The organism is Mesorhizobium sp. J8, from assembly GCF_016591715.1.
GTDB lineage: Bacteria > Pseudomonadota > Alphaproteobacteria > Rhizobiales > Rhizobiaceae > Mesorhizobium.
This window is the reverse complement of the sequence record NZ_AP024109.1, coordinates 1,131,968-1,152,940: the sequence shown is the minus strand read 5'-3', so window position 1 is coordinate 1,152,940 and position 20,973 is coordinate 1,131,968. Positions and strand designations below refer to the sequence as shown.

The following is a 20,973-nucleotide window of genomic DNA, read 5'->3' as shown; positions in this document are numbered from 1 at the left end:
AGACCGGGCTCCGCAAGGCATCTCGCGGGATCCAACAACAAGAAACGAAATAACCTCAACAGTGGAGACAACACATGAAAATGATCAAATGGGGGGCCGCGGCCATGGCCCTGGGCCTCGTTCATATGGCTGCGCCTGCCGAGGCCGCCGGCGGCAAGACGCTGGAGACCGTGAAGGCGCGGGGCGTGCTCAACTGCACAGGCCATGACGGCTCCTATCTCGGCTTCGCAGAGGTGGACGACAAGGGCAACTGGAAGGGCATGGACATCGACCTTTGCAAGGCGGTGGCGACCGCCGTGTTCGGCGATCCGGCGAAGCTGAAGGTCGTGCCGATCAGCTGGGCGCAGCGCTGGCCCTCGCTCCAGTCGGGCGACGTCGACATCATCATCAAGGCCTCCGGCGGCACGCTCAGCCGCGATACCGAGCTCGGCCTGCAATTCTCCAATTCCTATTATCTCGGCACGACCAAGGTGATGGCGCATAAGGAGCTCAACCTGAAGTCGCTCAAGGACGCCAATGGCGGCACGATATGCATCCCCGCCGGCACCTCGCAGGAACAGCAGGTCGCCGCGTATGCCCAGAAGCTCGGCATCAAGCTCGAGCCGGTGCTGATCGAAAAGACCGAGGAGCTCGAGCAGGCCTACTTCTCCGGCCGCTGCGATCTCTACGCGCAGTGGGGGCCGACGCTCGCCATCGCCCGCATCGCCAAGAGCAAGGTCGAGGACCATGTGATCCTGCCCGACGTGCTCGCCGTCGAGCCCGAAGTGATGATCATGCGCCAGGGCGACGACAATTGGGTCGACATCGCCAACTGGACGTTGAGCACCCTGATCTTCGCCGAGCAGGAAGGCATCACCTCCAAGAATGTCGACGAAATCAAGGCCAAGCCGACGTCGCCGCAGGTGGCGAAATTCCTCGGCGTCACGCCCGGCATGGGCAAGGGCCTCGGGCTTTCGGACGACTGGGCCTACAACGTCATCAAGAAGGTCGGCAATTACAGCGAGATCTTCGAGCGCGACCTCGGCAAGGACTCGCCCTACAAGATGGATCGCGAGCTGACCAATTTGTGGAACAATGGCGGTGTCCTGTTCCCGCTGGTGATCGATTGATCCGCTTGATGATCGACTGATCCGTTCCTAACCATCCGCTTTGCGCTCCGCCCGGCTGCCTGCCCGGCGGAGCCGGCGCCAATTCGGGAAGATCCTGATGGTCAGCCTGCTGAGAAATCAGAAGGTCCGCAACGCGCTGTTGCAGGCCCTTTACGTCGGCTCACTCGCCGCGATGGTCCTTGCCTGCGTGATGATCGCCAGGCGCAACCTCGCCGAGCAAGGCATAACCTCCGGCTTCGACTTCCTGTTCAAGTCGACGGGCTGGGACGTGAACTTCTCGCTGCTGCCCGCCACCGCCAACGATCCCTATTGGTGGTTCTTCCTCATCGGCATCGTAAACACGCTGTTCCTCGGCGCCACCGGGCTGATCCTGGCAACGATCGTCGGCACGATCGTCGGCCTGGCGCGGACCTCGTCCAATGAGCTGGCGCAGCTGCTCGGCCGAACTTATGTCGACATCTTCCGCAACATTCCGCTGATCCTGCAGGTCTTCTTCTGGTACGCGGTGATCACGCATCTGCCGACGCCGCGCGCCGCGCATGAAGCCTTCGGCATGCTGCTGACAAGCCGCGGGCTCTATGTGCCGGTCCCCAACGTCGGCGGCATCGCGTTTGCGGCGGCGATACTTGCCGTGATCGCGGCAATCGCGCTTCCGCTCTGGCTGGGCCGGACCTCACATCTGGGTCAACCATTCGGCGAGAGGGTCGGCATTCAACTCACCGCAGCTGCGACCGCGCTGGCCACCGCTGCCGTCATCCTCGCGCTCGGCCGCCTGCCGGACTTGCCGCTGCTCGACTTCCCCGCCTTGCAGGGCCTCAATCTCAAGGGAGGCATGCGCATTCCGCCGGAGTTTTCCGCGCTGGCAATCGCGATCGCCATCTATGGCGGCTCCTACATCGCCGAGATCGTGCGCGGCGGCTTCAAGGCTGTCGGCAAGGGCCAGATGGAGGCGGCGCTCTCGCTGGGCTTGAGCCCGTGGCGCGTCTTCACCCTGGTCAGGCTGCCGCTGGCGCTGCGCGCCATGCTGCCGATCCTCGCCAACCAGTATGTCTGGCTGATGAAGGCGACGACCATGGGCATCGCGGTGGGCTTCACCGATTTCTTCATGATCGTGGCGCTGACGATCAACCACTCGGGCCAGACGCTGGAGGCGATCGGCATTCTGATGAGCGGCTTCCTCGCCATCAATCTCAGCCTCGCCGCGGTGTTCAACCGCATCAACAAGGCCATCGCCCTCAAAGGCAATCAACTGAGGGGATGACAGAGATGGAGATGGTCGTTGTCGCTCCCCCTGCCCCCGGCAGGCTCGAAGACCTGAAGCGCCGCTTCTTCGCGACACCGCTTCAGGCGTTGCTGTCGCTGATATCCCTGACGATCATGGCCCTCATCGTCTGGAAGCTGCTCGACTGGGCCGTCTTCTCGGCCGTGTTCACCACGACCGGCGGGCCCGAGGCCTGCCAGGCGGCGGCCGGCGCCTGCTGGTCGGTCATCGCCGCGCGGTGGCGCATCATCCTGTTCGGCCTCTATCCCTTCGAGGAGCAATGGCGCTCCGCGCTCGCCTGCGTCAGCGTGGTGATCATGACGGTGCTGAGCTGCATGCCTGCCTTCTGGACCGGCCGCCGCATCGCCCTCGTCTGGGGCGCGGGAACAGGCCTCTACTACGTGCTGATGAAGGGCGGCGTGCTCGGCCTGCCCTATGTCGGCGAGGAGGCCTGGGGCGGGCTGGCGCTCACCCTCTTCATCTTCGTCACCACCTGCCTGATCGGCTTCCCGCTGGCGATCTGTCTGGCACTGCTGCGCCGCTCGGACCTGCCCTGGATATCGCGCACCACCGGTCTCATCATCGACGGGGTCCGCTCGCTGCCGCTGATCTCGATCCTGTTCATGTTTGCAGTCGTCCTGCCTTTCGCCCTGCCGCAGTGGCTGCAGGGCGACAAGCTCTACCGGGTGATCCTGGGCTCCGCCCTGTTCTTCTCCGCGTATCAGGCCGAGATCGTGCGCGGCGGCATGCAGGGTGTTCCCGCAGGACAGGAAGAAGCCGCCATGGCGCTCGGCATGAGCTATTGGCAGCGCATCGGCCGCATCCTCCTGCCGCAGGCGATGCGCAACGCGTTGCCGGCGACCATCAACCAGTTCGTCATCTCGTTCAAGGAGACCTCGCTGGTGGTGATCGTCGGCTTCTTCGAGATCCTGGCCTCCGGCAACGCCGCCTACGGCACCGGCGAATGGCGCTTCGCCTATGTCGAGGTCTATGCCTTCATCGCCTTCATCTATTTCGTCTTCGTCTTCAGCCTGTCCCGCTACGGCGCTTACCTCGAGCGCCGCATGGCGGTCGGCGAACGGTAGGAGGCCCGCATGGATTCCACGCTCCCGTCCGGCCCGGCCGTGCATATCGAAGGCCTCGACAAACATTACGGGTCGTTCCACGCGCTGCGGAAGATAAACCTCTCCGTCGGTCGCGGCGAAAAGATCGTCATCTGCGGTCCGTCAGGTTCCGGTAAATCCACTCTGATCCGCTGCATCAACCGGCTCGAACAGCATGATAGCGGCCGCATCGCCGTGCTCGGCACCGAGCTCAACGACGACGTCGCCAATATCGACGGGATCAGGCGGGAAGTCGGCATGGTGTTCCAGCACTTCAACCTGTTCCCGCATATGACGGTTCTGGAAAACTGCATGATTGCGCCGATGATCGTGCGCAAGCGGCCGCGCGCGGAAGCCGAGACGACGGCCAGACGCTTTCTGGAAAAGGTCCGAATCCCCGAGCAGGCGATGAAGTTCCCGAGCCAGCTTTCCGGCGGCCAGCAGCAGCGCGTCGCGATCGCCCGCGCGCTCTGCATGCAGCCGCAGATCATGCTGTTCGACGAGCCGACCTCGGCGCTCGACCCGGAGATGATCGCCGAGGTGCTGGACGTCATGGTGACGCTCGCTTCCGAGGGCATGACGATGATCTGCGTGACCCATGAAATGGGCTTCGCCCGCCGCGTCGCAGACCGGGTGATCTTCATGGACGCAGGCGAAATCGTCGAGGAGGCGCCGCCGGAGGCGTTCTTCACATCCTCCCGAAACGAGCGAACACGTCAGTTCCTGTCGCAGGTGCTGGGTCATTGAACGGCATCCCGAGAGATGCAAGGTTCCGCGCGGAGCACATCAGCAGGAATTTCAATGACCGACCCCATAGTCGCCTTGCGCGAGATACTCGGACCGAAAGGCTGGCTTTCGGACGATGATGCCCAACCCTACCAGCGCGATTGGCTCAACCGCTATGGCATCCGGCCCCTGGGCGTCGCCCGCCCCACCAACACCGCGGAGGTGACCGCGGTCGTCAAGGCCTGCCGGCAGGCAGGATTGGCGCTCGTGCCGCAAGGCGGCAACACAGGCCTGTGCGGCGGCGCCGTCGCCGAGCGGCCCGACGCGGTGATCGTCTCGCTGTCGCGCATGACGGCAATCGGCGAGCCGGATCCGGAGAGCGGCTCGATCGCGGTTGAGGCAGGCGTCGTGCTCGCCTCCCTCCACGAAGCGCTGGAGCCGCATGGCCTGATGTTCCCGATGCATCTGGGAGCCGAAGGCAGCGCCAGGATCGGCGGCCTGATCGGCACCAATGCCGGCGGCAGCCATGCGTTCCGGTACGGCATGATGCAGGACCTGGTCCTCGGCCTCGAGGTCGTGATGGCGGACGGCACGGTGTGGGACGGAATGCGCGCGGTGCAGAAGGACAATGCCGGCTATCAGCTGCGCAAGCTGTTCTGCGGTTCGGAAGGCACGCTCGGCATCGTGACGCGCGCGATCCTCAGGCTCTATCCCGCGCCAAAGCAGCAGGCGAGCGCGCTGCTGGTGATGTCCGACTTCGCCGCTGCCGTGTCGTTCGGCGCCTTCCTGCGTGGCGAAGCAGGAGAATTCCTGGCCGGCCTTGAATTCTTTTCGGATGTCGGCCTGACGCTCGCGCTCAAGCATCTGCCGGATCTTGCCTATCAGTTGGAGACGCGGGGCGACGTCTATCTGCTCGTCGAGATGGCGTCGGGCTCGACGCGCGTTCCCCTCGACGACATCCTGGCTTCGGCCCTGGAATGGGGCATGGAGCAAGGCCTGGTCGTCGATGGCGCGCTGGCCAATTCGGGCGCGCAGCGGGCGCAGTTCTGGCGCCTGCGCGAGGAACAACCGGAGGGGCAGCGGCTGGAAGGCGAGCAGTTGAAGCACGACATCTCCGTGCCGCCGGGCGCGATCGCGCGCTTCATCGAGGCGGGCGCGAAGCTATGCCACGACATTCTTCCGGGCGTGCGGATCAACCCGTTCGGCCATCTCGGCGACGGCAACATCCACTACAATCTGTCGCCGCCGGAGGGCCGCGCCGATTTCGATCGGAAGGCGGGGGCATTCGCCGAGGCGCTGGCCGCTTTGGCCACCGAGATGGGCGGTAGCTTCGCGGCCGAGCATGGGCTCGGCCGCGCCAAGATCGCCATGGCCGATCGGAATCGCAGTTCCAGCGAGCGCATCCTCATGGCGCAGCTCAAGCGCGCATTCGATCCGTCGGGCACGATGAACCCCGGTGTTCTGACGCGGATTTCATAGGAAAGAAAAACTTTCGAATGGACCGCATTTCTTGATTTCGCGTCGGCCGGCCGCGGTGCAGGTATGAATCCGAAAGGCAGGCTTGGTCCGCTTGCCGGCTTGAGAGGATGTCGAAGCATGGTCCGCAATGGCGGTCACCTTCTTGTGGAGTGCCTGATCGCCTTGGGCGCGACCAAGAGCTTCGGCGTTCCCGGCGAAAGCTATCTCGCCGTCCTCGACGCGCTGCACGATACCAAGGGCAAGCTGGACTATGTGCTTTGCCGCAATGAAGGCGGCGCGGCCTTCATGGCCTCGGCCTACGGCAAGCTGACCGGATCGCCGGGCATCTGCTTCGTCACCCGCGGTCCGGGCGTGACCAATGCCAGCATCGGCGTCCATACGGCCATGCAGGACAGTTCGCCGATGATCCTGTTCGTCGGCCAGGTCGGCACCGACATGAAGGGCCGGGAAGCCTTCCAGGAGATCGATTACCGGGCAGTGTATGGAACGGTCGCAAAATGGGCGGTCGAGATCGACGATGTCGCGCGCCTCCCGGAGATCGTGGCGCGGGCCTGGACGACGGCCTTGACTGGAAGGCCCGGCCCCGTCGTGGTCGCGCTGCCGGAAGACATGCTGACCACAGCGACCGAAGCCGCGCCGCTCAACGGTCCTGCTTCGATCTTCGAAGCCGCTCCCTCGCAGGACGCCATCGCGTCGGCGCTCGATATGCTCGCCTCGGCGGAGAGGCCGGTGCTGCTCATGGGCGGCGCCAACTGGACCGCGGATGGACGCGCCGCGCTCCAGGCTTTCGCCGAAGCTTCCGACATCCCGGCCGTTGCCGCCTTCCGCTACCAGGACCAGTTCGACAACCATTCGCCGGTCTTCGTCGGCGAAGCCGGCGTCGGCATGGTGCCGCATGTCAAGAGCCTGATCCGCGATGCGGACGTGATCCTCGCCGTCAATGTCCGCTTCGGCGAGATGACGACCGACGGTTACACGCTGCTCTCCGTGCCCGTGCCGCGCCAGAAGCTGATCCATGTACACGGCTCCGACCGCGAGATCGGCAAGATCTATGTGCCGGCGATCGGCATCCATGCCGGCCCGAATGCCTTCGCCAAGGCGCTGACGCCGGTGAAGGGTGGTTGGGTCGAGTGGCGCGCCGCGGCGCGCAAGGCCTATGAAGGCACGTTCGTGGCACCTGTGCAGCCCGGCCCGGTCGACATGGTGGCGGTCAGCGCCTGGCTGCGCGAGGCCTTGCCGGCCGACGTCATCCTCACCAACGGCGCCGGCAATTTCACGGTATGGCCGAACAAGTTCTTCAAGTTCGGGCCTAAGGCGCGGCTGCTTGCGCCGCAGTCCGGCGCCATGGGTTACGGCCTGCCGGCGGCGATTGCCGCCAAGGTTGCGTATCCGCAGCGCACGGTCGTCTGCTTTGCCGGCGACGGCGACTTCCAGATGAATTGCCAGGAACTCGGTACCGCCATGCAGGCGGGGGCGCAGCCGATCGTGCTGATCATCAACAACGGCATCTATGGCACCATCCGCGCGCATCAGGAGCGCAACTATCCGGCCCGCGTCTCCGGCACCTCGCTGGAGAACCCCGACTTCGTGGCGCTGGCCAAGGCTTACGGCTTCCACGCCGAGCGTGTCGAGGCGACACAGGATTTCGCCGCGGCATTCGAGCGGGCGCTGAAATCCGCGACCGGCGCCGTCCTCGACATCGCCATCTCGCCTGAAGCGCTGACGCCGCGCCAAACCCTCTCCCAGATGCGCGACGCCGCGCTCGCTTCCCAGAAGGCCAAGGCATGACTTCCAGATCAGACGATATCCGCCTTGGCGCCGACATCGGCGGCACCTTCACCGACATCGCCCTCGATGTCAGGGGAGAGATGTTCTCGACCAAGGTGCTGACCAATTATTCCGCGCCCGAACAGGCGATCCTCGACGGCATCGACGTGGTCATTCGCGATGCCGGCATTTCGGCCGCCGATATCGGCATCATCATCCACGGCACGACGCTCGCCACCAATGCGCTGATCGAACGCCGCGGCGCCAGGACGGCGCTGGTTACGACCGAAGGTTTTCGCGATGTGATCGAGATGCGGACGGAAAACCGCTTCGAGCAATACGATCTCAACCTGCAACTGCCCACGCCGCTGATCCCGCGCGAGGACCGTTTTACCGTCAAAGGCCGCATCGGCGCCGAAGGCCAGGAACTGCAGCCGCTCGACGAAGCAGCCCTGGAGGAAATCGCCGATCGCATCGCTGCCGGCAGTTTCGGCTCGGTGGCGGTCGGCTTCATCCATGCCTACGCCAATCCCGACCACGAGCGCCGCGCCCGTGAAATCCTTGCTCGCAAGCTCAGCATCCCGATTTCGATCAGCGCCGAAGTCTCGCCGCAGATGCGCGAGTTCGAGCGCTTCAACACGGTCGCAGCCAACGCCTATGTGCGGCCGCAGATGGCCGACTACCTCGCGCGCTTGCAGACACGGCTGAAGGACATAGGGGCCGAATGCCCGGTCTTCATGATCCATTCCGGCGGCGGCCTGATCTCGGTGGAGACCGCTTCGGAATTCCCGGTGCGGCTGGTCGAATCCGGCCCCGCCGGCGGTGCCATCTTCGCCGCCGACATCGCCCGGCGCTTCGGCCTGGAAAAGGTCGTCTCCTACGATATGGGCGGCACCACCGCAAAAATCTGCCTGATCGAGGATTTTGCGCCGCGCACGGCGCGGACCTTCGAGGTGGCGCGCACCTATCGCTTCTCGAAAGGGTCGGGCATGCCGATCTCCATCCCCGTCATCGAGATGATCGAGATCGGCGCCGGCGGCGGCTCCATCGCCTGGGTCGACGCCATGGGCCGGATCCAGACCGGGCCGGAAAGCGCGGGCTCGGAACCCGGCCCGGCCTGCTACGGCCGCGGCGGCAGACGCCCGGCGATCACCGACGCCGACCTGGTGCTGGGCAAGCTCGACCCCGACAATTTCGCCGGCGGCGCGATCAAGCTCGATACAGCCGCGTCGGAACAAGCGATCCTGCGCGATGTCGGCGAACGCCTGTCGCTCAACGCTCTCTCGACGGCCTTCGGCATCTGCGAGGTGGTGGACGAGAACATGGCGAATGCCGCTCGCGTTCACGCCGTCGAGAACGGCAAGAACATCTCCGACAATCTGATGATCGCCTTCGGCGGCGCCGCTCCGCTCCACGCGGCAAGGCTCTGCGAAAAGCTCGGCATCGACCAGTGCATCGTGCCGCGCGGCGCGGGCGTAGGCTCGGCGATCGGCTTCCTCAAGGCGCCGTTCGGCTACGAGGCGCTGGCCTCTAAGCTGACGCGCCTGTCGCGATTCAAGCCGGCCGAGGTCAACGCGCTGCTCGCCGATCTCAAGGCCTCCGCCGAAGGCTTTGTGCGGACCGGCTCCAGCGGCCGGATCGTCTGCGAGATCACCGCCTTCATGCGCTATGCCGGCCAGGGCTGGGAAATCCCCGTGCCGCTGGCGGACGAGCCGTTCGGCGACGATGCCGTCGCCAAGCTCAAGGATCTGTTCGAGACCAGTTATCAGCGCTTCTTCGGCCGCGCCATCGACGGGCTCGACGGGCTCGAGATCGAAATCGTCACCTGGTCGGTCAAGGCGACCGATGTGCGGCCCGCCGTCGAACGGCACGAGCTCACCACCGGCAAGAAGACCAGCAAGCCGACAACGACCCGCGAGGTGTTCGATCCGGTCAGCGGCGCGCCGCGCAGCTATGGCATCGTCGAGCGCGATACGCTCTGCACGGGCGATCGCATCGCGGGACCTGCCGTCATCGTCGAGCGCGAGACATCGACGGTCGTCACCACCAGCTTCGATGCCGTCATCCAGAGCGACGGCGCGATCCTTCTGACCCGCAAAGGCAGCCAGGCATGAGTGACCCAGGTAAGAACAGCATCGGCGAAATCCGCATGCAGGTCATGTGGAACCGGTTGATCTCGGTGGTCGAGGAGCAGGCGCTGACCTTGCTGCGCACCGCCTTCTCGACCTCGGTGCGCGAGTCCGGCGACCTGTCGGCGGGCGTGTTCGACCCACGCGGCCAGATGCTGGCGCAGGCGGTCACCGGCACGCCCGGCCACGTCAACACCATGGCCGAGGCCGTTCTGCATTTCATGAACGCGATCCCGCGCGAGCAGATGTTCGAGGGCGACACCTATGTCACCAACGATCCGTGGCTCGGCACCGGTCACCTGCACGACATCACCATGGTGTCGCCGTCCTTCCTGAACGGCGAGCTTGTCGCCTTCTTCGCCTGCACGGCGCATGTCGTCGATGTCGGCGGCCGCGGCTTCGGCGCGGACGGCAAGTCGGTCTATGAGGAAGGCATCCAGATCCCGATCATGAAGTTCGCGGAAAAGGGCAAGGTCAATCTCGATCTCGTTCGCATCCTGCGTGCCAATGTCCGCGAGCCCAACCAGGTGATCGGCGATTTCTATTCGCTTGCGGCCTGCAACGAGGTCGGCCATCGCCGCCTCATCGACATGATGAAGGAGATCGGCCTCGCCTCGCTCGACGGGCTCGGCGATTTCATCTTCTCGCGCACCCGCGACGCCATGCTCGAGCGCATCGAGGCGCTGCCCAAGGGAAGCTGGTCGAACGAGCTGGTGACCGACGGCTACGACGAGCCCGTGAAACTTGCAGCGACAGTTTCGGTTTGCGACGATCATGTCGAGGTCGATTTCACCGGCACCGACCCGATGAGCCGCTGGGGCATCAATTGCCCGATCATCTACAGCAAGGCCTATGCCTGCTACGCGCTGAAATGCATGGTGGCGCCCGACATCCCGAACAACGCGGCATCGCTTGCCTTCTTCACCGTGACATCACCGGTCAACATCCTCAACGCCGTGCGACCGGCGCCGGTGGCGCTCAGACACATCTTCGGCCACATGGTTCCCGACCTGGTGCTCGGCGCCTTCGCCAAGGCGCTGCCCGGAAAAATCCTTGCCGAAGGCGCCGGCGCGCTGTGGAACATCCATATCTCGGCGCGGCCCGTTGCCGGCGCGTCTGGCCGCCGAGCGGAAGTGCTGATGTTCAACTCCGGCGGCATGGGCGCCCGCCCCGAGCTCGACGGCCTCTCGGCGACGGCCTTCCCGTCGGGCGTGCACACGATGCCGATCGAGGCGACCGAGCACACCGGCCCGATCGTCATCTGGCGCAAGGAGCTGCGGCCCAATTCCGGCGGCGACGGCGAATTCCGCGGCGGCCTTGGACAGATCATCGAGATCGAGGCGACCGAAGGCCACGAGTTCGATTTCTCGGCCATGTTCGACCGCGTCAACCATCCGGCGCATGGGCGCGATGGCGGCAAGCCCGGCGTCGCCGGCGTCGTCAGGCTCGACGACGGCACGAGGATGCGCCCCAAGGGCTGGCAGCATGTGCCTGCGGGGCGCCGGCTGATCCTCGAACTGCCGGGCGGCGGCGGCTATGGCGATCCGGCCAGGCGCAGCGCCGCCGCGCGTGCCAACGACCGATCCAAGGGATACGTCACGGAGAACGACCGATGAGCTATGTTGCCTCGCGCCTGTCGGCGGTGAAGCCCTCGGCCTCGATGGCGGCCTCGCAGGCCGCCAAGGCGCTGCGCGCCAAGGGCGTCGACGTGATCGACCTCGGATTGGGCGAGCCCGATTTTCCGACGCCGCTCCACATCATCGACGCCGCCCATTTCGCCGCGAAGGCCGGCCAGACGCTCTACACCGCCGCAGCCGGCACGGCCGAAGTGCGCGAAGCGGTGGCCGGAAAATTCCGCCGCGAGAACGGGCTGGACTACACGGCCGACGACATCGTGGTGGCCAACGGCGCCAAGCAGATCATCTTCAACGCGTTGATGGCGACGCTGGAAATCGGCGACGAGGCGATCCTGCCGGCGCCCTATTTCGTCTCCTACCCCGAAATGGTGAAGCTGCTCGGCGGCACGCCGGTCGTCGTAGAATGCCCGGAAACCAGCGGGTTCCGGCTGACGCCGGAGCTGCTCCAAAAGGCGATCACGCCGAGGACGAAGTGGCTCTTCCTCAACATGCCGGGGAACCCGTCCGGCGCGGTCTATTCCGAGTCCGATCTCAAGGCGCTGGGCACTGTGCTGGCCAAGCATCCGCAGGTGTTGATCCTCTCCGACGAGATCTACGAGCACATCCTCTTCGACGGGCGCAAGTTCGTCTCCTTCGGCAAGGCCTGCCCCGAGCTCAGGGACCGCACGCTGATCGTCAACGGCGTCTCGAAATCCTATGCCATGACCGGGTGGCGTGTCGGCTATGCGGCCGGACCGGTGCCGCTTCTCAAGGCGATGTCGACGATCCAGAGCCAGTCCTGCACATCCGTGTGCTCGATCGCGCAGGCGGCGACCGTCGCCGCGCTCAACGGCCCGCAGGGCGAGGTCGCGCGTTTTCGCCAGGCTTTCGAGAGGCGCCGCGACCTGGTCGTCGACGGCATCAGCAAGATCAACGGACTGACGCTGTCGCCACCGGAGGGTGCCTTCTACGCCTATATCGGCTGCGCCAGCCTGATCGGCCGCAAGACGGCCAAGGGCGTCGTTCTGGAGGACGACGCGGCCGTAGCGAACTATCTTCTCAACGAAGGGAGGGTGGCGTCGGTGCCCGGCGTCGCCTATGGACTGTCACCCTATTTCCGCATCTCGACCGCAACCAGCGAAGAGGTGCTGACCGAAGCGATCGCGCGCATCAACGGCGCCGTCGCGCAAGTGGAGTAGAGAATGCCGCATTACGAACGTATTCTGATCACCGGCGCCGCCGGCCGGCTCGGCTCGCAGTTGCGCAAGGGACTGGTGCCGCTGGCCAAGACGATCCGCCTGGCGGGGCGTGAGCCGTTCGGCGATCTCGCGCCGCACGAAGAAGAAGCGGTGTTCGATCTCGCCGACATGGAGGCGACGATCGCGGCGACCAAGGACTGCGACGCGATCGTGCACTTCGGCGGCGCGCCGCTCGAATGCGCGTGGCAGACCATCCTCGATTCCAGCATCCGCGGCTCCTACCACATCTACGAAGGCGCCCGGAAACATGGGGTGAAGCGCGTCATCTACGCCTCCTCGGTCCACGCCATCGGCTATCACGAGATCGAGGCGCATATCGGCGTCGACGCGCCGGTGCGCCCCGACAGCCTCTATGGCGTGTCGAAGAATTTCGTCGAAAGCCTCAGTCGGCTCTATTGGGACAAGTTCGGCATCGAGACCGTGTGCCTGCGCATCTTCTCGTCCTTTCCCGAGCCGGCCGATCGGCGCATGCTGTGGTCATACCTCTCCTTCGCCGACTGCGTGCGGCTGGTCGAGGCATCGCTGACCGCGCCGCGTGTCGGCCACACGATCTCCTTCGGCATTTCCAACAACAAGCTGAAGATGGTCGACAACAGCGGCGCCGATCATCTCGGCTTCGTCCCGCAGGACAGCGCCGAACCTTTCCGCGCGGCCGTCGAAGCGAAAACGCCTGTTCCGGATCCGAACAAACCCTCGGTGAAATATCTCGGTGGCTGGTTCTGCGAGCTTGGCCACCCTGACGACAAGCCGACGTGACGTAGCCGGCGTCGCTTCACGTCGTCGCCATCCGGCTCAACATCACGAAACGACGGACGTCGACCGGACGTGCGACCAGATCGTCGAGGCGGCCGAACAGCGGCTTCAGATGCGGCATCGCCAGATGGCGGTCGAGATCGTCCTTCGAACGCCAGTTCTCATAGAACATGAACACGCAAGGGTCGGCCGGATCGACATGGAGATCGTAGTTGATGCAGCCCTCCTCGGCCCGGGTCGGCTCGACGAAGCCCGATAGGATCGCCTGCAATTCCTCGCGGGTTTCCGGCCTGGCGACGACAGTGCCGATCACCGTGTAGGGAACCGCCATGTCATTTCCTTCCCTGGCTGAGCGCGACGGCGAGGATGATGATGGCGCCGCGCGCGATCAGTTGCTGGCTGAACTCCAGACCCATCAGGATCAAGCCGTTGTTGATAAGCCCGATCATCAGCGCGCCGACGATTGTTCCGATCACCGTGCCGGACCCGCCGAACAGGCTGGTGCCGCCAAGCACCGCCGCGGCGATGACCGACAGTTCGTCGCCCTGGCCGAGCTGGAAGCGACCGGATTGCAGCCGCCCGGCATAAAGCATGCCGGCGAGAGCCGCCGCCATGGCGGAGATGATGAGGACGCGGAACTTGATCGACCTGGTGTCGATGCCTGAATAGCGCGCGGCGACCTCGCCGCCGCCGGTGGCCAGCACACGCCGGCCGAAGCTCGTTCGCCTCAGCACGATGTGACCGATGGCGCCCAGCACCAGCATCCAGATCAGCAGGACAGGCGCCGGCCCGATATTGCCGCCGCCAAAAATCCATGAATAGCTCTTCGATATGATCGGCACGGCGGCCGTATCGCTCATCCACATCGCGGTACCGGTGGCAATCCCCATCATCGCCAGCGTGGTGAGGAAGGATGGGATGCCGATGCGAGTCGTCAGGAGCCCGTTGAAGGTACCGACGACAGCGCCGGTGGCGAGGCCTGCAACGATGCCGGTCACCGGTCCACCGGCGTCGATCGCCATGGCCGTGGTCACCGAAGCCAGCCCCGCCACCGCCCCGACGGAGAGGTCGATCTCTCCAGCCGACAGCACATAGGTCATGGCAATCGCCATCACCGCGATCATCGCCGTCTGGCGCACGATGTTGAGCAGGTTGTTGGGATTGAGGAAGCCCTTGTCGAACAGCGTGATCGCGAACACGATGAAGATCACGACGAAGCCGATATAGATGATGTTCTGCCGCCAGTTGGAGAGACCGAGCCTTACGGGCAGCGAAGGGGCGGTGTCCCGGTCAGTGGACATGTGTTTCTCCCTCACTTTTGTTCAGCGCTTTCTGGATGACGATCTGCAGCTTGCGCTCCGCCGCCTGCAGCTGCGCGACCGGATCATCCTTCGGCGCCCACGGATCGTCGAGTTCGCCGCGGTCTATATCGTCCATGACGCGCCCGTCCGCGATGACGAGTATGCGGTCGCAAGCGGTCAACATCTCCGACAGTTCGGACGAGATCATGACGATGGCCTTGCCGATCTTGGCGAGTTCGCGCACCAGCATGATGATTTCCGACTTCGAACCGATGTCGATGCCGGAGGTTGGCTCGTCGAGGACAAGGATATCCGGCTCGGTCGAAAGCCATTTGCCGATGACGACCTTCTGCTGATTGCCGCCCGACAGCGTGCGCACCGCACTGTCGCGCGAAGCGGTCTTGATCCGCAGCCTTTCAATCTGGCTGTCGGACTGCTCGCGCAACTTGCTGTTCGACACGAAACCGTTGCGGCTCAATCGGTCGAGCGAGGCAAGCGCAATGTTGGAGGCGACCGAATGCTCGGCAATGACGCCTTGCCGCAACCGGTCCTCGGGCACCAGCGCGATGCCGGCCTCGATGGCATCGCTCGGGCTGGTGATCACCACCGGCTTGCCGGCGATGCGCATTTCTCCTTCGATGATCGGCTCGATGCCGGCAATGACCCGCGCGATCGCAGAGCGGCCGGAGCCGAGCAGTCCGGCAAGGCCCACCACCTCGCCGCTGCGGACGACGAAACTGGCATTCCTCGGCTTCGTCACGCCCGACACGTTGTCGAACTCCAGCAACGGCTTTCCTATGCGCGATCCGCCGCGGGCCACATCCGACAAGCCGCGTGAGCGTTTGCCGACAATGTGTTCGATCATCGTTTCGACCGGCAGGTCGGATAGCGGCGCGGTGACGACATGGCGGCCGTCGCGCAGGATGGTGGCGCGGTCCGCGATGCGGGCGATCTCGTCCATGCGGTGCGAGACATAGATGATGGCCACGCCATCCGACCTCAGCTTGCGCAGGAAGGCGAACAGCCGCTCGACATCGGACACGGCCAGCGCCGTCGATGGCTCGTCCAGAACCAGCACCTTCGCGTTCTGCGAGATCGCCTTGACGATCTCGGTCAATTGCCGCTGGCCGGCGCCGAGATCGCCGACGATCGCCTTCGGATCGACCTCGACCTCGAGCATGGCGAACAGATCCCGGGCACGCCGCTCGGCGGCGCGATCGTCGATCAGGCCGAACGCGCCCTTGGCTTCGCGGGTGAGAAACACGTTCTGCGCCACGGTCAATGTCGGGATCAGGCTCATCTCCTGGAAGATCATGGCGATGCCCGCCCGGCGCGAAGCCTCGGGCGAGGCTTCGCCGAGCGGCTTGCCGTCGACAAGGATGGTGCCGCTGTCGGGGGCATGCACGCCGTTCAGCACTTTGAGGATGGTCGACTTGCCGGCGCCATTGCCGCCAAGCAGGGCATGGATCTCACCCTTCTCCACCTGCAGGTCGACATCTACGAGCGCCTTGACGCCGCCGAAGGATTTGCTGACGCCCTTCATCTCCACCGCATGAACGGGCGTCCCCTCGATCATGGCCGGACCTTGACCCACTGGCCGCTCTCGCCGGATTCGATCAATGCGTCGGCGACCCGCTCCGTCTTGTAGCCGTCTTCGAAATTCGGCGACGGCTGCTTGCCTGACGCGATGGCCGAGAAGAAGTCGAAGCACTCGACGATCTTGGTCTCGGAATAACCGATGCCAAGCGCCGGGATTGGCCACAGGCCCGAACCATAGGGATGCGCCGGACCGGAATAGACAGTCCTGAACCCGCGCGCGTCGGCAGGATCATCGGCGAACATGACCTGCAATTCGTCGCGCCGTTCGTAGTTGAAGGCAATGGAGCCCTTGGTGCCGTGGATCTCGAAAGTGATGAAATTGTTGCGGCCATAGGCATTGCGGGTCGCCTCGAGCGAGCCGATGGTGCCGCCGGCGAATTTGAGCAGCGTCACCACCTCATCGTCGACATCGACCTCGGCCCGTTGCGCGCCGGTGTTCCTCTCAGCGGCGCCGAGCCTATCAAGATTGCCGCTCTGGACCGGACGCGTCTTGTTGTAGGTGCGCACCAGCGCGCTGACCTCTGCGATCTCGCCGACAAGGTAGCGGGCAAGATCGACAACATGCGTGCCGATGTCGCCGATCGAGCCGGAGCCGGCGATCTTCTTCTGGAAGCGCCAGGAGAGCGGGGAATCCGGATCCGCCGACCAATCCTGGAGATAGGTGCCGCGGAAGTTGAGAATCCTGCCGATGCGGCCCTCCTCTATGTATTGGCGGGCCAGCGCCACCGCAGGGGTGCGGCGATAGTTGAAGGCGACCATGTGAATGATGCCTGCCTTCTTCACCGCGTCGAGCATGGTCTTCGCCTCGTCGCCGCCGCGCGCCAGCGGCTTTTCGCAGATGATGTGCTTGCCGGCTTCCGCTGCGGCGATGGCGATTGCGGCATGGCTGTCGTTCGGTGTGACGATGTCGACGACGTCGATGTCCGGCCGCTTCACCACCGCGCGCCAGTCGGCGGACGATTCCTCGAAACCGTAGCGGCGGCGGCCTTCGTCGGCCAAGGCATCGGTGACGTCGACCACGACCTTGCGCACGGGAATGGCGGGCGCCGGCCAGAAGAACATCGGCATAGCCGCATAGGCCATTGCATGGGCCTTGCCCATGAAACCGCCGCCGATCATCGCCACGTTGAGCGTTCGGGTCATGAAAACCTCCAGATTGAGCTGAGAAGGAGCGGCCGGCGGGGAGCACGCCGGCCGCGGGGCCGCTACATGCTGCCCTTGATCTTGTCGGTGGCCTCGGCGTGATAGACGGCCTTCCAGCCTTCCAGCAGCGTGTCCTTGGTGACCGGCAGCGCCGGCAGGGCGACGAAAGCCGGCGCCTCCTTGCCGAGCAGGCCATAGCCGGCGAGCTTGGCCTCGGTGACGCCCTGGTCGAACGGACGCTGGGCGCCCAGCCCCTTCACGAAGCCGCCGCTTGCCATGTTGATGGCGACATTCTCGCCGAGATCGCAAGTGGTGATCACGAGGTCGTCGCGGCCGGCGGTGCGCGCCGCCGAGATCACGCCTTCGGCCGGCACGTCCCACACTGCCCAGATGCCGTTGATGGTCGGGTGCGAGGTGAGGATCGCGGACGCCGCCTTCTCGGCGTCGCCGGTGAAGTCCGGCCCGCCGATACCCTGCTCGGCGACGATCTTGATATCGGGATAGTTGTCGGCGATCGTCTTCTTGAAGCCGTCATAGCGCTGCCTGGTGACGAAGAAATCGGCGGCGTGGAAGACGAGGCCGATCTCGCCCTTGCCGCCCAGCGCCTTGGCCATCAGATGCGCGGCCGCGACACCGTTGCCGTAATTGTCGGCCGAGACCACGGAGACGTAGTCCTTGCCGGCGGCGAAGCCCGCCGGAACGTTGTCCATGAACACCAGCTTGGCACCCTTGTCGGCGGCAGCCTTGTAGGCCGATGCCGTGGCTGACGGATCGGTCGGGATCGACACGATGATCTTGGGGTTCTGCGCCATCACCGTCTCGAGGTCGGCGACCTGCTTTTCCGGCTTGAAGCCGGCATCGGTGGTAGCGATCACCTCGATGCCCATCTTGCCGAACTGGTCCTTGAGCCCTGCGATCTGCGCCCTCGACCAGTCGTTGCCGCCATAATGCATGACGATTGCGGCGGTTGCCTTCATGTCCTTGATCTTCGCCAGTTCCTCGTCCGTCAGCGTGACGGAGGCTGCCGGTGCCGGCGTCTCGCCGTTCGGACCCTTCGAAAGCACCGTCTTCTGCAGCTCCGCCAGCGCCGAATCCGGGTCGGCGAAGGCGGGCGCGGCGGCATAGAGACTGGTCGCCAGCAACGCCGTCGTGAAGACCGCGGTCATTGTCCTGAAACGTGTCATTAGGTTCCTCCCTGATGACGGGCGCGAGGCCCGATTGCTTAACGTGGCCCCATGGCCTTGTTGAGGTAGTCCATGCTCAGTACTGCTCCTTGCCTCGGATCCGCCCAGGCATCGAGTTCGGTGGTGATCCAACCGGAAAAACCGATGTCCTTAAGCGCCTCGACGATCGGCGCCATGTCGACGTCGCCGCGATCGAGCGGCGTGAAGGCGAAGGGATCGCGCTGCCAGCCTTTCAGGTGCACGTAGCTGATGCGATCCTTGAATTCGCGGATCTGCGCTGCCGGATCGCCGCCGGCCGCCGCTAGGTGCGCGGTGTCCGGACAGAAGTCGATCGCCGTGTGCCTGAAGATCTCGCGCACCTCTTCGGGGCCTTCCACGATGGTCGACAGATGCGGGTGGTAGTGCGCGCGCAGGCCCGTCTTGGCTCCGATATCGATGACCTTGTCGAGCGCCGCGCCGAGGCGCTTGAAATCGTCAGCTTGCCGGCCATTGGCGCGCTTGGCGCCGCCGCCGACCACCAGATGCTCGGCCCCAAGCTCCGCCGCCACCGCCGCGGCGCGCTCGATGCGAACGAGCTCCTCGCCGAGGATGTCGTCGAAGATGAAATTGGCGCCTGAATAGCCGGCGACGAGAACCACACCCGATTGATCCAAGACGGCACGCAAGTCCCCGATGCGCCCCTCATAGTCGAGGAGATTGCCGTCGAAGAGCTCCGTTCCGACATAGCCGGCCGCGCCGATCTCACGGATCGCCTGCTCCATGTCGCCGAAAGTGCGATAGGTGAGCTGGGTGATCGAGGTGACGCCAACGGCATTGCCGCCAAGCGGACCCCAGCAATTGGCATGATAGGCCAGTTTGACCGGCATCTGGTAACCTCCCATACGGCCGCGACCGGCAAGGCGGCGCGATTTTGCTGGCCGGAGGAAAATTCGGACGGCGCGTGGTGCGCTCAAAGCCCGCTTACCTCGGCCCTCCTCCTAGCCTCCCCCAATACTTATGCGCTCTTTTCCGCGCTCGTCAATTATTAAAATACAAAAGTCGGTCCACTTTTGTTGATAAACGACATAAGTTCCTACTTGATCCGTAAATGGGGCCACGTTACCCATGGCGAGCGACCACGGCTGACGAGCACCGCGGCAGATGAGGCGCCGGCAAGGACATGGACGAACGCAGCATCTCGAACGACGGACAGGCAGCCGTGCCACGCCGCGCCGCCGGCCGGCCGCGCGCCAGCGAATCCGCGCATGGCAGCCTGGCCCTGCTGCTCAACCTCGTGCGAAGCGGAGTGGCGACGACGCGCCAAGAACTGGAAGCCCAGTCGGAAATGGGGCGCGCCGTCGTCACCGACCGCCTCGCCACCCTTCTCAAGCTTGGGCTGATCGAGGAAGGGGAACTTGGTCCCGCCGTCGGCGGACGCGCGCCCCGTCACGTCCGCTTCCGCTCGCGCATGGGCATTATCCTTGCCGCCGTGCTCGACCATTCCTCGCTCGCGGTCGGGGTCTCGGATCTGACCGGACGTTTGCTGGCCGAGCATCACGAGGCCGTCGAGCTGGCGGCGGGACCCGAGCCTGTGGTGCAGCGGCTGGCGACGCTGTTCGCCTGGATGCTGGAGGAGCATGGCAGCGAAGGCGGCATCTGGGGCATCGGCCTCGCGGTGCCCGGAGCCGTCGAGAAGCCCGATGGCCAGCGCCTGTTCGCGCCGCCGCTGACCGCGTTCCAGAACTGGGATGGATTTCCTTTCGTCGAACAATTGGCCACGCTTGTCGGCGCGCCTGTGTGGGTGCGAAGCGGCGTCCAGACCATGACGATGGGCGAGTTGAAATCCGGGAGCGGCATCGGGCTGACGGACATGATCTTCGTCAAGCTCGGACGCTCCATCAGCGCGGGCGTCATCTCGGAAGGCTCGCTGCACCGTGGCGCGCAAGGTGCCGCCGGCATGATCGGCCACACTTTCGTGGAGGGTGGAAATCTCGAAGCGATCGCCGGCAGCGAGGCGCTGACACGCGAGGCCCGTCAGGCGGCTGACAGCGGCCGCAGCGCCTATCTGGCCGGTGTTCTGGCGCGCACCGGCGAAGTCACGGTGACCGATGCCGGCCATGGTGCCCAACTGGGCGACCCTTTCTGCATCGACCTGCTCGGCCGTTGCGGCCGCGCCGTTGGCGAAGTGCTGGCGCCGCTCGCCAATCTGCTGAACCCGTCGCTGATCGTGCTTGGCGGCCCGGTTGCCGAGACCGGAGACATCCTATTGGCGGCAGTGCGCGAGGCGGTCTATCGCCAGTCGCATCCCGTGGTGACGCGCGACCTGCGGATATTGCGCTCGCAAATGGGCGGCTCGGCCGGGCTGGTGGGAGCCGCGCAGGTGGTGGCCGAGGCGCTGTTCGATCCGAGGTTCCTGCAGGGCTGGATCACGCTCGGCTCGCCGCGTGAGCACCCGGAATTCAAGGATTTTCTCGCGCGCGCCGCGCTCGATACCGTTACCCGCCCGGCCAAGCCGCGCCCGCCGGGCGGCTCGCTTGCGTAGAACCTGCGATGGTGCGCCGCTGG

Annotated in this window: 17 protein-coding genes; 11 read left to right on the top strand and 6 right to left on the bottom strand. The window is 65.0% G+C overall.

Annotated features, from left to right (window positions below; genetic code table 11):
* Positions 1–74: 74 nt before the first annotated feature.
* The 10 genes from MJ8_RS05345 (at position 75) to MJ8_RS05300 (ending at position 13,205) form a co-directional block, all read left to right on the top strand.
* The gene (locus tag MJ8_RS05345) at positions 75–1,109 is read left to right on the top strand and encodes an amino acid ABC transporter substrate-binding protein (protein ID WP_201413420.1); all 1,035 of its coding nucleotides are present in this window, start codon (positions 75–77) and stop codon (positions 1,107–1,109) included.
* 97 nt (positions 1,110–1,206) lie between these two features.
* Positions 1,207–2,370, top strand: a complete 1,164-nt coding sequence (locus MJ8_RS05340) for an ABC transporter permease subunit (protein ID WP_201413419.1) — start codon at positions 1,207–1,209, stop codon at positions 2,368–2,370.
* A 5-nt stretch (positions 2,371–2,375) separates the two neighbouring features.
* Positions 2,376–3,455 (top strand): amino acid ABC transporter permease, encoded by a 1,080-nt coding sequence (locus MJ8_RS05335; protein ID WP_201413418.1) that lies wholly within the window; start codon positions 2,376–2,378, stop codon positions 3,453–3,455.
* Positions 3,456–3,464: 9 nt separating this feature from the next.
* Positions 3,465–4,220, top strand: coding sequence for an amino acid ABC transporter ATP-binding protein (locus MJ8_RS05330; RefSeq protein WP_201413417.1), 756 nt, complete (start codon positions 3,465–3,467; stop codon positions 4,218–4,220).
* Between the two features lie 54 nt (positions 4,221–4,274).
* Complete coding sequence (locus MJ8_RS05325) at positions 4,275–5,678, top strand: FAD-binding oxidoreductase (protein ID WP_201413416.1); 1,404 nt, start codon at positions 4,275–4,277, stop codon at positions 5,676–5,678.
* A 117-nt stretch (positions 5,679–5,795) separates the two neighbouring features.
* Complete coding sequence (locus tag MJ8_RS05320; protein ID WP_201413415.1) at positions 5,796–7,466, top strand: thiamine pyrophosphate-binding protein; 1,671 nt, start codon at positions 5,796–5,798, stop codon at positions 7,464–7,466.
* Positions 7,463–9,559 carry a hydantoinase/oxoprolinase family protein gene (locus MJ8_RS05315; RefSeq protein ID WP_201413414.1) on the top strand — a complete coding sequence of 699 codons (2,097 nt, stop codon included), beginning with the start codon at positions 7,463–7,465 and terminating at the stop codon, positions 9,557–9,559. Before MJ8_RS05320 ends, MJ8_RS05315 begins: the two co-directional genes overlap by 4 nt.
* Entirely contained in the window at positions 9,556–11,190 is a 1,635-nt protein-coding gene (locus MJ8_RS05310) for a hydantoinase B/oxoprolinase family protein (RefSeq protein WP_201413413.1), read from the top strand. The genes MJ8_RS05315 and MJ8_RS05310 overlap by 4 nt, the downstream gene beginning before the upstream one ends.
* Positions 11,187–12,389 carry a pyridoxal phosphate-dependent aminotransferase gene (locus tag MJ8_RS05305; RefSeq protein ID WP_201413412.1) on the top strand — a complete coding sequence of 401 codons (1,203 nt, stop codon included), beginning with the start codon at positions 11,187–11,189 and terminating at the stop codon, positions 12,387–12,389. The genes MJ8_RS05310 and MJ8_RS05305 overlap by 4 nt, the downstream gene beginning before the upstream one ends.
* A 3-nt stretch (positions 12,390–12,392) precedes the next feature.
* Positions 12,393–13,205: an NAD-dependent epimerase/dehydratase family protein gene (locus MJ8_RS05300; protein WP_201413411.1), complete on the top strand. Its 813-nt coding sequence runs from the start codon at positions 12,393–12,395 to the stop codon at positions 13,203–13,205.
* A gap of 16 nt (positions 13,206–13,221) precedes the next feature.
* On the opposite strand, the gene MJ8_RS05295 is transcribed toward MJ8_RS05300, so the two are convergent.
* From MJ8_RS05295 to MJ8_RS05270, 6 genes are all read right to left on the bottom strand, one after another.
* The gene (locus MJ8_RS05295; RefSeq protein ID WP_201413410.1) at positions 13,222–13,533 is read right to left on the bottom strand and encodes a putative quinol monooxygenase; all 312 of its coding nucleotides are present in this window, start codon (positions 13,531–13,533) and stop codon (positions 13,222–13,224) included.
* 1 nt (position 13,534) lies between these two features.
* On the bottom strand, positions 13,535–14,503 hold the full coding sequence (locus MJ8_RS05290) for an ABC transporter permease (protein WP_201413409.1): 969 nt from the start codon (positions 14,501–14,503) through the stop codon (positions 13,535–13,537).
* Positions 14,493–16,097 carry a sugar ABC transporter ATP-binding protein gene (locus MJ8_RS05285; RefSeq protein WP_318528205.1) on the bottom strand — a complete coding sequence of 535 codons (1,605 nt, stop codon included), beginning with the start codon at positions 16,095–16,097 and terminating at the stop codon, positions 14,493–14,495. The genes MJ8_RS05290 and MJ8_RS05285 overlap by 11 nt, the downstream gene beginning before the upstream one ends.
* Positions 16,076–17,245: a Gfo/Idh/MocA family protein gene (locus MJ8_RS05280; RefSeq protein ID WP_201413407.1), complete on the bottom strand. Its 1,170-nt coding sequence runs from the start codon at positions 17,243–17,245 to the stop codon at positions 16,076–16,078. The genes MJ8_RS05285 and MJ8_RS05280 overlap by 22 nt, the downstream gene beginning before the upstream one ends.
* A gap of 62 nt (positions 17,246–17,307) precedes the next feature.
* Complete coding sequence (locus tag MJ8_RS05275; RefSeq protein ID WP_412177105.1) at positions 17,308–18,411, bottom strand: substrate-binding domain-containing protein; 1,104 nt, start codon at positions 18,409–18,411, stop codon at positions 17,308–17,310.
* 56 nt (positions 18,412–18,467) lie between these two features.
* The gene (locus MJ8_RS05270) at positions 18,468–19,295 is read right to left on the bottom strand and encodes a sugar phosphate isomerase/epimerase family protein (protein WP_225248135.1); all 828 of its coding nucleotides are present in this window, start codon (positions 19,293–19,295) and stop codon (positions 18,468–18,470) included.
* Between the two features lie 293 nt (positions 19,296–19,588).
* On the opposite strand from MJ8_RS05270, the gene MJ8_RS05265 reads away from it, so the two are divergent.
* Positions 19,589–20,950: an ROK family protein gene (locus tag MJ8_RS05265; protein ID WP_201413404.1), complete on the top strand. Its 1,362-nt coding sequence runs from the start codon at positions 19,589–19,591 to the stop codon at positions 20,948–20,950.
* Positions 20,951–20,973: the final 23 nt, after the last annotated feature.

Coding starts and splice junctions, on each gene's coding strand:
- MJ8_RS05345 (WP_201413420.1), top strand. CDS start 75: ATGAAAATGATCAAATGGGGGGCCGCGGCCATGGCCCTGGGCCTCGTT.
- MJ8_RS05340 (WP_201413419.1), top strand. CDS start 1,207: ATGGTCAGCCTGCTGAGAAATCAGAAGGTCCGCAACGCGCTGTTGCAG.
- MJ8_RS05335 (WP_201413418.1), top strand. CDS start 2,376: ATGGAGATGGTCGTTGTCGCTCCCCCTGCCCCCGGCAGGCTCGAAGAC.
- MJ8_RS05330 (WP_201413417.1), top strand. CDS start 3,465: ATGGATTCCACGCTCCCGTCCGGCCCGGCCGTGCATATCGAAGGCCTC.
- MJ8_RS05325 (WP_201413416.1), top strand. CDS start 4,275: ATGACCGACCCCATAGTCGCCTTGCGCGAGATACTCGGACCGAAAGGC.
- MJ8_RS05320 (WP_201413415.1), top strand. CDS start 5,796: ATGGTCCGCAATGGCGGTCACCTTCTTGTGGAGTGCCTGATCGCCTTG.
- MJ8_RS05315 (WP_201413414.1), top strand. CDS start 7,463: ATGACTTCCAGATCAGACGATATCCGCCTTGGCGCCGACATCGGCGGC.
- MJ8_RS05310 (WP_201413413.1), top strand. CDS start 9,556: ATGAGTGACCCAGGTAAGAACAGCATCGGCGAAATCCGCATGCAGGTC.
- MJ8_RS05305 (WP_201413412.1), top strand. CDS start 11,187: ATGAGCTATGTTGCCTCGCGCCTGTCGGCGGTGAAGCCCTCGGCCTCG.
- MJ8_RS05300 (WP_201413411.1), top strand. CDS start 12,393: ATGCCGCATTACGAACGTATTCTGATCACCGGCGCCGCCGGCCGGCTC.
- MJ8_RS05295 (WP_201413410.1), bottom strand. CDS start 13,533: ATGGCGGTTCCCTACACGGTGATCGGCACTGTCGTCGCCAGGCCGGAA.
- MJ8_RS05290 (WP_201413409.1), bottom strand. CDS start 14,503: ATGTCCACTGACCGGGACACCGCCCCTTCGCTGCCCGTAAGGCTCGGT.
- MJ8_RS05280 (WP_201413407.1), bottom strand. CDS start 17,245: ATGACCCGAACGCTCAACGTGGCGATGATCGGCGGCGGTTTCATGGGC.
- MJ8_RS05275 (WP_412177105.1), bottom strand. CDS start 18,411: ATGACCGCGGTCTTCACGACGGCGTTGCTGGCGACCAGTCTCTATGCC.
- MJ8_RS05270 (WP_225248135.1), bottom strand. CDS start 19,295: ATGCCGGTCAAACTGGCCTATCATGCCAATTGCTGGGGTCCGCTTGGC.
- MJ8_RS05265 (WP_201413404.1), top strand. CDS start 19,589: ATGGACGAACGCAGCATCTCGAACGACGGACAGGCAGCCGTGCCACGC.